Here is a 10,033-nt window from a genome sequence, read left to right as displayed (position 1 = left end):
CCTGCCGTTTTGCCCCGTTAATCAAGCCTACGGAGCCTTGCTAGCGCTTGTAGGGGCCGTTTGGAGCCACAAGAGCGCTTCAGGTTTTAATCAGTTGGCTAACACCTGTCGGCACTACGTGCCGACGATGTTTTTATCGGTTTTTACACACTCTGGGCCATGGATGGCCCTTCGCGGCGGCCCACGGAGCAATGCCGGAGTGAGGGCACACCGAGCCTARGCGAGGTGCCRAGTGGTGGGGCAGAAGCGCTTTGGTTACTTTCGCGCTTTTCGAAAGTGACCCGCCGTCAGGGCGGAACCATAAGTAGCCGTTACCGCGAAAACGGATATGTACTCAGTCAGCAAGAGCAAGGTCGGCTGCCAGGCCGCCATCGCGAGCAAGCTCGCTCCCACAGGTTTTGCTTCGTCCGGCACAGACGCCTGATAAATCCCAGGCAAAGAAAAGCCCGGCCTAGGCCGGGCTTTTCCAAAGCTGTGGGCTAATTACTTAGCTTGGGCTTCAACCTGCGCTTCTACGCGACGGTTAACTGCACGACCAGCGTCAGTGGCGTTGTCAGCAACTGGGCGGGATTCGCCGTAGCCAACAGACTGAACGCGGGACGATTCAACACCGTACTGGTTGGTCAGAACTTGCTTAACGGCGTTTGCACGACGCTCAGACAGTTTCTGGTTGTAAGCGTCAGGACCGACGGAGTCAGTGTGACCTTCAACAGTGGTGCTGGTGGATGGGTACTGCTTCATGAAGTCAGCCAGGTTCTTGATGTCGCCGTAGCTGTTAGGCTTGACAACCGACTTGTCGAAGTCGAACTTCACGTCCAGCTCAACACGTACGACTTCAGCAACAGCTGGGCAGCCGTCAGCGTCAACGGTTACGTTGGCTGGGGTGTCAGGGCACTTGTCGACGTTGTCGCACACGCCATCGTTGTCGCTGTCGGAGCAGACTTCAGCCGGAGCTGGAACTGGAGCAGCAGCAGGCTTGGAGCCGCCACCGAAGTTCACACCGATACCGACGCTTGGAGCCCACTCGGTGTCGCCCTGGTCGATGTTGTACTGAGCTTCAACGCCGGCACGGGCGTAGAAGTTCTCGGTGAAGTACAGCTTGGCGCCGCCGCCAACGTTGGCGAAGGTGGAACGGTTACGGCCGTTGCTGCCATTCTGGTCGATGCTCTGGTCGGAGAAACCGGCAGAGACGTAAGGACGCAGCATGTCGCCTGGGTTGTTGAAGTGGTACAGAGCGTCCAGAGCGGTGTTGGCGCCTTTGACGTTGGTGCCGTCGTCAGTACGGGCGTTGTGCACTTCGTCGTAGGCCAGACGCAGCTCAACGTCGTCGGTCAGGAAGTAACCAACCGAACCGCCGAACAGGTTGCCGTTGTTCTTGAAGTTACGAGCGCTGTCGAATTGTTCTTTCTTGGCGAAGCCTTCGATTTCAACTGCGCCTTGGCCTTGTGCCAGAGCGCCGAACGAAGTGGCAGCAATCAAAGAACCAATGGCAAAGCCCAAGGTGTTTTTCAGTTTCATCCGTTAAATCCCCATCTGGTGATTGTGAAGCAGTCCCGCAAACCGGGGGACAACTCGGCGGCAAGTCTATCAGAACTTGCCTACACGTAAGAGATATTTGCGCCGAACTTAAGTTTCAGCAATACCTGCAAATTTCTCACGCAATTTGTCAAGAGCGCGCTTGTAGCGCATTTTTGTCGCGCTCAAACCCATATGCATTATGTCTGCGATCTCCTGGAACTCCAGCTCTGCGACAAATCGTAGCACCAGAATTTCCCGATCGATCGGGTTCACATAGACCAGCCAGCGATCGAGTCCCCCCTTCTCCTCGGGCTTGGGCGCCTTATCTTCCGACGCTTCCTCCAGAGGATCCAGGCTCAAAGCGTCCATCAAGCGACGCTTTCGCCGTTCCTTACGATACTGCGTGATGCATTCGTTGTAGGTGATGCTGTAGAGCCAGGTCTTGAACTTCGATTTCCCCTCGAAGTTCTTCAACCCATACAACACCTTCAACATCACCTCCTGACAGACATCGTCAGCATCGCGATCGTTCCCGAGATATCGTGCACAAACGTTAAATAATGTTCTCTGGTAGCGGCGCATCAATTCTTCATAGGCGCGCGTTACGTGAAACAGCTCGGTATGCGCGCGCGCGACCAACTCCTCATCGGAGAGATCACGGGGGTCGTAGCGCGTAGATAGCGATTGGGGTTTGTTCAAAACAAGTCGGGCCGACAGTCTAGGTCAATGTGCGCCGCAGCCTGCGATAGCAGGCATTTTGCGGCGGCATACATTAGCAGGGTTTGCCGGGTTAGCGGCTACTCACATGCTGTTCCAGCAGGATCCGATTGGAAAGCGACACCAGCTCGCCCTCCTCGGTCAGCAATGTGGTCTTCACCGTGCCAATTTCTTCGATCTGGCCTTCGACCTCGCCAACACGCACTTGTTGCCCAACCTCATACAATTCACGCACATAGATTCCCGCCAGGATCTGACCGGCGATTTCACGACTGCCCAATCCCATTGCCAGCGCAACCGCCAGACCAACGGTAATCAAAACGATCACGATCACGTGGTTGAGCAGGTCGGTCTTGACCTCCAACTGGCTGATCGCCACCGAAATACTGATGATGATCACCAGGCCCTGGGCAATTCGCCCTACGCCAGCGGCGTAGTCCAGCCCAACGCCCTCGGCCGCGCCGCGCACCAGCCCATTGGCCAGTTGCGCCAGCAGAACGCCGACCAGCAACACCAGCGCAGCACCAAAAACCTTCGGCAAATACAATGCGAGCATATCGAGCGTAGCCGAAACTCGCTCAAGGCCAAGGGATTCTGCTGCCGAAACCAGGAAAATCAGCAATACGAACCAATACACGATCTTGCCGACCAGGGTCGAGATCGGTACCTGGATGCCGCCACGGGACAGCAACTTGGTCAGGCCGGTGCCGCCCATCAGGCGATCGAGGCCCAGCTTGGCGAGCAGCTTGGACAGCAGCGTGTCCAGCAGCTTGGCCACGACAAAGCCCAACAGCAGCACCACCAGGGCGCCGAAGAGGTTCGGGATGAAGTTAGCTACTTTGGTCCACAACGCAGTCATTGCCGTGACGAGGCTCTGGGTCCAGAGATCAAGTTCCATATTCAATCAGCCTTATCAGCGGTGCGAGTAACAGGTTTACGGCGGGAAACCGGCGAAAGATGGGCCGATCCGTTATTCAGGGCGATCATCAGCGCGGGCAACCAGCGGCCCAGCAGGCTGAACAGATCGCCTGCGCCGACCTGGCGGTTGGCGGTTTTCAGTACACGTCCCAGGCATGCATCGTCGTCCCGGCTGGACGGCGAAGCCTTGAGCATGTCGCGCAAAGACTGTTCAAACGGATCGTGCATACGCACCTCTCGTGATGTCTGTGGAAGACGCGATCAAATTTCGTCGGGTCACATGAAACCCCATCACACCCAGCGCAAACGACGGAACAACCACCACTGCCCCATCGCCACGCAGATCATCAGCAGGCAGGCGACCATGAAACCGTAGGGGCTTGCGGAAAACGGAATGCCGCCGACATTGATCCCCAGAAGGCCGGTAAGAAAACTCATCGGCAGGAAAATCCCGGTGATGATGCCAAAGCGGTACATGGTGCGATTCATGCGCACCGAAAGGCGCCGGTCTTCGGCCTCCAGCACAAGCCCCACGCGCTCTCGAGTCAATTCCAGCTCCTCGAGGTAACGGGTCAGACTGTTGTTCAATTCGTTCCAGTAGTCGCCGTCATCGTCGCAAAACCATGGCAGTTTGAGCCGCGTCATCTGGCCGAAGATATCCCGCTGTGGCGCCAGGAATCGCTTGAGCCCGGCGGCCCTTCGACGGATGTGCAAAATGGCGTCGTGCTCGGGAGTATACCGTTCGTCGGTATCGATTTTTTCTTCCTCGGTATCGACGATTTCGGAGAGGCAGGTGACCAGGTCCTGCACCTTATTGGTGAGGTATTGCGCCATGTAGAGGATGAGTTCGGACGCCGTTTTCGGGCCCTTGCCCTCGGCCAGCTGCGCCAGCAGCTCATCGGTGGCGCGCAACGGACGCAGGCGCAGGGAGATCACCCGCTGGGCGGACGCAAAGATCCGTACCGACACCATGTCTTCAGGCTCGGCACCCGGGTTGAGGTTGATCCCCCGCAGGAACAGCAGCAGTTCGGCGTTGGGCAACGGCAACAGCCGCGGCCGGGTGTTCTCTTCGAGCAGCAGGTCGCAGTTGAATTCACTCAGGCCGCTGGATTTTCGCAGCCAGGTGTGGGTTTGCGGATGACTGCGATCCCAGTGCAGCCACAGGCTTTCATGGGCCTGCAGCTGCAAATCGTCGAGTTCGGTCCGGGCTATGGAACGCGCGCCGCCTTTACCGTCCAGCACCAGGGCATGCACCAGCCCCCATTGCGCGTTTTCTTCCTCGAACATCCTCATCCCTTATGGCTGTACTGCTTCATTCAGGCATTTTCAGCGGGCTTGGCGAGACGATCACGCCGTTATTGTCCGCATAGACATACTCGCCCGGGCGAAACGTCACGCCGGCGAAGGTCACCGGCACATTGAGTTCGCCGACGCCACGCCGGTCGGTCTTCATAGGGTGACTGGCCAGGGCCTGGACCCCGAGGTCCGTCTGGGCAATGATGTCGACATCGCGGATGCAACCGTAGACCACCAGCCCTTCCCAGCCGTTTTTCGCGGCTTTTTCCGCCAGCATGTCCCCCAGCAGCGCCCGACGCAGGGAACCGCCGCCATCGACCACCAGCACCTTGCCGTTGCCCTTGAGTTCAACCTGCTCCTTGACCCGCGAGTTGTCCTCGAAGCACTTGATGGTCACGATTTCGCCGCCGAAGGAATCGCGACCGCCGAAATTGCTGAACATCGGCTCTAACACCTGCACCAGTTCCGGGTAGGCGTCGCACAGGTCGGGCGTGAGGTAATGGTTCATCGAACAACTCCTGAAAGGCTGGAACGTCAGACTGAATGAGCAACCGTTTGTGACTGGAACCGCTTGAAGCGTCATATCTTAGCCGCAAGCCGACCAGAGCGAAATGCCCTTGTCAGAGCCTTCGCCTCAAACCGCCTCGGCCAACTGGGGCTGTGCGGCCAGCAAAGGGGCCTGCTGATCCTTGAGCCAACGCGCCACCAGCGGCCAGACCTCAAGATGCGCAGCCTTGCTGACCAGCATCTCGACGTGACCGAAGTCATCGGTGAAACCTTGTCCCCGGCCCAGGCAGACAAACTGCTTTTGCTCGGAACCAATCTGATCGAAGAGCTTGCGGCACGCCCAGGTCGGATCCTGGTGATCGCCTGTGGCACTCACCGCCAATACCGGCAACTGGACATCGGCCAACCCGGCCCACCAGTTCTTCTCGGCATCGCCGAAACGTCCGAACAGGCCGTACCAGCGCATGCTTTCCAGGGCCAGGCCGATGGGCTCGTCCTCGGGGCCGCGCTTGAGCCTTGAACCGGACAATTGGGCAAAACGCTTGAGAATGAAGCGACCGCTCCACTCCACTGGCGGAATCTTCAGCGGCCAGTAGGTACGGCTGACCTGGGTACCAAAAAACGCCGCCGAAGCCACCGCCGGCTCGCCCAGGTAATGGCCGCCCAAGGCGGCCGCCAGGGTGATGCCACCCAGGGAATGACCGATCCAGTGGGGCACTTGCCCACTCTGCTCACGCACGAAGGCGCCAATGGCCGGCAAGTCGTAGCGGGCGTAGTCGGCCACCCGATTGTTGCGATAGCCCAGGTTGCGCTGGGACAACCCATGGCCGCGCATCTCTGGAATCCAGACATCGAACCCCAGGCGTGCCAGGTACGCGCCCAGGCCCAGGCCCTTGGGTGAATACCAGAAGCGCCGATTGGAAAAACTGCCGTGCAACAGGATCACCGGGACCCCACGGGTTTCGCAGGCGTCGGCCATGCCCAGCCGGGTGACGGCCAGTTCGACGCTGGCGTCCGGGCTGTTGCCGGGTTTCAAGCGATAGACGTCTTCGCTCAGATCACCGCGCCGCTCGGCGCTGATCAGGGCGACAGGAAAGAGGTTGCTGCTGCTTTGCATGATCTTCTTGCACAAAAAAAAGACGACTGTGGGAGCGAGCTTGCTCGCGATGGCGGTGGATCAGCAAAATAATCTTGGCTGACACTCCGCTATCGCGAGCAAGCTCGCTCCCACAAAGGTTATCCGGCTTACATTACCGGTGAGGCCCCTTCACTCGATCAGACCGCCGCCTGACCCTCAGCCAGGAAGAACCAGGTTTCCAACACGGAGTCCGGGTTCAACGAAACGCTTTCGATGCCCTGCTCCATCAGCCACTTGGCCAGGTCCGGGTGGTCCGAAGGGCCCTGGCCGCAGATGCCGATGTACTTGCCAGCCTTGTTGCAGGCGGCGATGGCGTTGGCCAGCAGCTTCTTGACCGCCGGATTCCGCTCGTCGAACAGGTGCGCGATGATCCCGGAGTCGCGGTCCAGGCCCAGGGTCAGCTGGGTCAGGTCGTTGGAACCGATGGAGAAACCGTCGAAGAACTCGAGGAATTCTTCAGCCAGGATCGCGTTGGACGGCAGCTCGCACATCATGATCACGCGCAGGCCGTTTTCACCACGGGCCAGGCCGTTTTCCGCCAGCAGGTCGACGACCTGGCTCGCTTCGCCCAGGGTCCGGACGAACGGCACCATGATCTCGACGTTGGTCAGGCCCATCTCGTTGCGCACGCGCTTGAGGGCGCGGCACTCGAGTTCGAAGCAGTCACGGAACGATTCGCTGATGTAGCGCGAAGCGCCGCGGAAGCCCAGCATCGGGTTTTCTTCTTCCGGCTCGTAAAGCTTGCCGCCGATCAGGTTGGCGTATTCGTTGGACTTGAAGTCCGACAGGCGCACGATGACCTTTTTCGGCCAGAACGCCGCCGCCAGGGTGCTGATGCCTTCCACCAGCTTTTCGACGTAGAAACCGACCGGATCGTTGTAGCCGGCAATGCGCTTGTCGACGCTGTCCTTGATTTCCTGCGGCAAGCCGTCGTAGTTCAGCAGCGCCTTGGGGTGCACGCCGATCATGCGGTTGATGATGAACTCCAGGCGGGCCAGGCCCACGCCAGCGTTCGGCAGTTGCGCGAAGTCGAAGGCGCGGTCCGGGTTGCCGACGTTCATCATGATCTTGAACGGCAGGTCCGGCATGGCGTCCACGGAGTTCTTCTTGATGTCGAAGCCCAGTTCGCCTTCGAAGATGTAGCCGGTATCGCCTTCGGCGCAGGACACGGTCACGCCCTGGCCGTCCTTGAGCAGCTCGGTGGCGTTGCCGCAACCGACCACTGCCGGGATCCCCAGTTCACGGGCGATGATCGCCGCGTGGCAGGTACGCCCGCCGCGGTTGGTGACGATGGCGCTGGCGCGCTTCATCACCGGTTCCCAGTCCGGGTCGGTCATGTCGGAGACCAGTACGTCGCCGGCCTGGACCTTGTCCATCTCCGAGACGTCCTTGATGATCCGCACCTTGCCGGCGCCGATGCGCTGGCCGATGGCGCGGCCTTCCACCAGCACGGTGCCGGTTTCCTTGAGCAGGTAGCGCTCCATGACGTTGGCCTGGGTGCGGCTCTTCACGGTTTCCGGGCGGGCCTGCACGATGTACAGCTTGCCGTCGTCACCGTCCTTGGCCCATTCGATGTCCATCGGGCACTTGTAGTGCTGCTCGATGATCATCGCCTGCTTGGCCAGTTCGCTGACTTCAGCGTCACTCAGGCAGAAACGCGCGCGCTCGGCCTTGTCCACGTCGACGGTCTTCACCGAACGACCGGCCTTGGCTTCGTCGCCGTAGATCATCTTGATGGCCTTGCTGCCCAGGTTGCGGCGCAGGATGGCCGGGCGACCGGCTTGCAGCGTGCCTTTGTGGACGTAGAACTCATCCGGGTTCACCGCGCCCTGCACGACGGTTTCACCCAGGCCGTAGGCGCCGGTGATGAACACCACGTCACGGAAGCCCGACTCGGTGTCGAGGGTGAACATCACGCCGGCGGTGCCGGTTTCGGAGCGGACCATGCGCTGCACACCGGCGGACAGGGCAACCAGCTTGTGGTCGAAGCCCTGGTGCACGCGGTAGGAAATGGCACGGTCGTTGAAAAGGGAGGCGAAGACCTCCTTGGCGGCACGGATGACGTTTTCCACGCCACGGATGTTCAGGAAGGTTTCCTGCTGGCCGGCGAAGGAGGCGTCCGGCAGGTCTTCGGCGGTGGCCGAGGAACGCACGGCAACGGCGATGTCGGGATTGCCTTCGGACAGCTTGGCGAACGCGGTGCGGATCTCGGCGTTCAGTTTCTCGGGGAACTCGGCTTCCATGATCCATTGGCGGATCTGGGCACCGGTCTTGGCCAGGGCATTGACGTCATCGACGTCCAGGGCATCGAGCGCATCGTGGATCTGCTTGTTCAGGCCGCTCAGTTCCAGGAAATCACGATAAGCCTGGGCGGTCGTGGCGAAGCCACCTGGCACCGATACGCCGGCACCGGCGAGGTTGCTGATCATCTCGCCCAGGGATGCGTTCTTGCCCCCCACATGCTCCACATCATGGACGCCGAGCTTATCGAGGGAAACTACGTACTCTACCAAGGTGATCTCTCCACTAACTGTGTTGGAAAAGCTCAAGGCACCGGTGGCTCCAGGGGAGCGATGACCGGCGATATGGCCTGGACCTGGAAAATAAGTGAGAATGCGGGCCACTGGCGGCCAGCAAATCGCGCCTATCATATCCAAGAATCGTCACTAGCTCACTAGCTTAAGGCCCAAGGCGCAAATGAAACGATCTGCTTTCTTTATCTCCGACGGCACCGGCATTACGGCCGAAACGCTAGGCCAAAGCCTGTTGGCACAGTTCGAAAACGTTACCTTCGCCAAATTCATACGGCCGTACATCGACAGCGTCGACAAGGCGCGGGCCATGGTACAGCAAATCAATAAAGCCGCCGAAACCGACGGTTTCCGCCCGATTATCTTCGATACCATCGTCAATCAGGACATCCGTGAGATTCTCGCAACGTCCAATGGTTTCATGATCGACATTTTTTCCACGTTCCTGGCGCCCCTGGAGCAGGAACTGAGCGAGCATTCCTCCTACTCGGTCGGCAAATCCCACTCCATTGGCCACAACTCCAACTACATGGAGCGGATCGAGGCGGTCAACTTCGCGCTGGACAACGACGATGGCGCGCGCACGCATTATTACGACAAGGCCGACCTGATCCTGGTGGGGGTGTCGCGCTGTGGTAAGACGCCGACGTGTCTGTACATGGCGATGCAGTTCGGCATCCGCGCGGCCAACTATCCGCTGACCGAAGACGACATGGAGCGCCTGCAACTGCCCAGCGCCCTGCGCGCCCACCAGCACAAGCTGTTCGGTCTGACCATCGACCCGGACCGCCTCACCGCGATCCGCAACGAGCGCAAGCCCAACAGCCGCTATTCGAGCTATGCCCAGTGCGAGTTCGAAGTGCGCGAGGTGGAAAACCTGTTCCGGCGGGAGAATATTCCGCACATCAATTCCACGCATTTTTCCGTGGAAGAGATTTCGGCGAAGATCCTGGTGGAGAAAGGGGTGGAGCGGCGGTTCAAGTAACCCCGCAACAACACAAAACCCTGTGGGAGCGAGCCTGCTCGCGATAGCGGTGGTTCAGCAACATGAATGTTGACTGACACTCCGCTATCGCGAGCAGGCTCGCTCCCACAAGGGTTGAGGCGTTCTTACAACCGTTGTATCAATGAGCCACAGCCGCCTGCTCCTCCATCTTCTTGCGCAGGCTCAGCGGGCGCATGTCGGTCCAGACTTCTTCGATGTAGGCCAGGCATTCCTTCTTGAACCCGCTTTTGCCGACGGTACGCCAGCCTTCGGGAACAGCCTTGTAGTCTGGCCAGATCGAATACTGTTCTTCGTGGTTGACCACGACCTGAAAGACGATGTCCTCGCGGTCGAATACTGAAGTCATGGGTGTCTCTCCATCTTTGCTCGAGGTTCGCGGCGGCGCATGCGCAGCCAGGATAT

General features: G+C 59.4%; 10 protein-coding genes. 1 reads left to right on the top strand and 9 read right to left on the bottom strand.

The window, feature by feature from the left end:
• Positions 1–483 precede the first annotated feature (483 nt).
• The 8 genes from ASC85_RS20040 to ppsA all read right to left on the bottom strand — a co-directional run bounded on the left by ASC85_RS20040 (position 484) and on the right by ppsA (position 8,607).
• Complete coding sequence (locus ASC85_RS20040; RefSeq protein ID WP_057451036.1) at positions 484–1,518, bottom strand: OmpA family protein; 1,035 nt, start codon at positions 1,516–1,518, stop codon at positions 484–486.
• Positions 1,519–1,626: 108 nt separating this feature from the next.
• On the bottom strand, positions 1,627–2,217 hold the full coding sequence (sigX, locus tag ASC85_RS20035; RefSeq protein ID WP_003183614.1) for an RNA polymerase sigma factor SigX: 591 nt from the start codon (positions 2,215–2,217) through the stop codon (positions 1,627–1,629).
• Positions 2,218–2,308: 91 nt separating this feature from the next.
• A complete protein-coding gene (locus tag ASC85_RS20030) occupies positions 2,309–3,133 on the bottom strand; it encodes a mechanosensitive ion channel family protein (RefSeq protein ID WP_003199523.1) in 825 nt (274 codons plus the stop codon).
• 2 nt (positions 3,134–3,135) lie between these two features.
• Complete coding sequence (locus ASC85_RS20025; protein WP_003199521.1) at positions 3,136–3,381, bottom strand: hypothetical protein; 246 nt, start codon at positions 3,379–3,381, stop codon at positions 3,136–3,138.
• A 63-nt stretch (positions 3,382–3,444) separates the two neighbouring features.
• On the bottom strand, positions 3,445–4,440 hold the full coding sequence (locus ASC85_RS20020; RefSeq protein ID WP_057451035.1) for a zinc transporter ZntB: 996 nt from the start codon (positions 4,438–4,440) through the stop codon (positions 3,445–3,447).
• 25 nt (positions 4,441–4,465) lie between these two features.
• Positions 4,466–4,957, bottom strand: coding sequence for a ribonuclease E activity regulator RraA (gene rraA / locus ASC85_RS20015; protein WP_003199517.1), 492 nt, complete (start codon positions 4,955–4,957; stop codon positions 4,466–4,468).
• 126 nt (positions 4,958–5,083) lie between these two features.
• Positions 5,084–6,073, bottom strand: a complete 990-nt coding sequence (locus ASC85_RS20010; protein WP_057451034.1) for an alpha/beta fold hydrolase — start codon at positions 6,071–6,073, stop codon at positions 5,084–5,086.
• A 158-nt stretch (positions 6,074–6,231) separates the two neighbouring features.
• On the bottom strand, positions 6,232–8,607 hold the full coding sequence (gene ppsA, locus ASC85_RS20005; protein WP_057451033.1) for a phosphoenolpyruvate synthase: 2,376 nt from the start codon (positions 8,605–8,607) through the stop codon (positions 6,232–6,234).
• Positions 8,608–8,791: 184 nt separating this feature from the next.
• On the opposite strand from ppsA, the gene ppsR reads away from it, so the two are divergent.
• The gene (ppsR, locus tag ASC85_RS20000; protein ID WP_057451032.1) at positions 8,792–9,610 is read left to right on the top strand and encodes a posphoenolpyruvate synthetase regulatory kinase/phosphorylase PpsR; all 819 of its coding nucleotides are present in this window, start codon (positions 8,792–8,794) and stop codon (positions 9,608–9,610) included.
• A gap of 139 nt (positions 9,611–9,749) precedes the next feature.
• On the opposite strand, the gene ASC85_RS19995 is transcribed toward ppsR, so the two are convergent.
• Positions 9,750–9,977 carry an MbtH family protein gene (locus tag ASC85_RS19995; protein WP_028237696.1) on the bottom strand — a complete coding sequence of 76 codons (228 nt, stop codon included), beginning with the start codon at positions 9,975–9,977 and terminating at the stop codon, positions 9,750–9,752.
• Positions 9,978–10,033: the final 56 nt, after the last annotated feature.

This window comes from Pseudomonas sp. Root401 (assembly GCF_001425105.1).
GTDB lineage: Bacteria > Pseudomonadota > Gammaproteobacteria > Pseudomonadales > Pseudomonadaceae > Aquipseudomonas > Aquipseudomonas brassicacearum.
Note: the sequence above shows the minus strand (reverse complement) of the source record. Positions and strands in the feature narration are given on the sequence as shown.

What these genes read in the sequence shown, in the direction of transcription:
- ASC85_RS20040 (WP_057451036.1), bottom strand. Translation starts at nt 1,518, where the DNA reads ATGAAACTGAAAAACACCTTGGGCTTTGCCATTGGTTCTTTGATTGCT.
- ASC85_RS20030 (WP_003199523.1), bottom strand. Translation starts at nt 3,133, where the DNA reads ATGGAACTTGATCTCTGGACCCAGAGCCTCGTCACGGCAATGACTGCG.
- ASC85_RS20025 (WP_003199521.1), bottom strand. Translation starts at nt 3,381, where the DNA reads ATGCACGATCCGTTTGAACAGTCTTTGCGCGACATGCTCAAGGCTTCG.
- ASC85_RS20020 (WP_057451035.1), bottom strand. Translation starts at nt 4,440, where the DNA reads ATGTTCGAGGAAGAAAACGCGCAATGGGGGCTGGTGCATGCCCTGGTG.
- rraA (WP_003199517.1), bottom strand. Translation starts at nt 4,957, where the DNA reads ATGAACCATTACCTCACGCCCGACCTGTGCGACGCCTACCCGGAACTG.
- ASC85_RS20010 (WP_057451034.1), bottom strand. Translation starts at nt 6,073, where the DNA reads ATGCAAAGCAGCAGCAACCTCTTTCCTGTCGCCCTGATCAGCGCCGAG.
- ppsR (WP_057451032.1), top strand. Translation starts at nt 8,792, where the DNA reads ATGAAACGATCTGCTTTCTTTATCTCCGACGGCACCGGCATTACGGCC.
- ASC85_RS19995 (WP_028237696.1), bottom strand. Translation starts at nt 9,977, where the DNA reads ATGACTTCAGTATTCGACCGCGAGGACATCGTCTTTCAGGTCGTGGTC.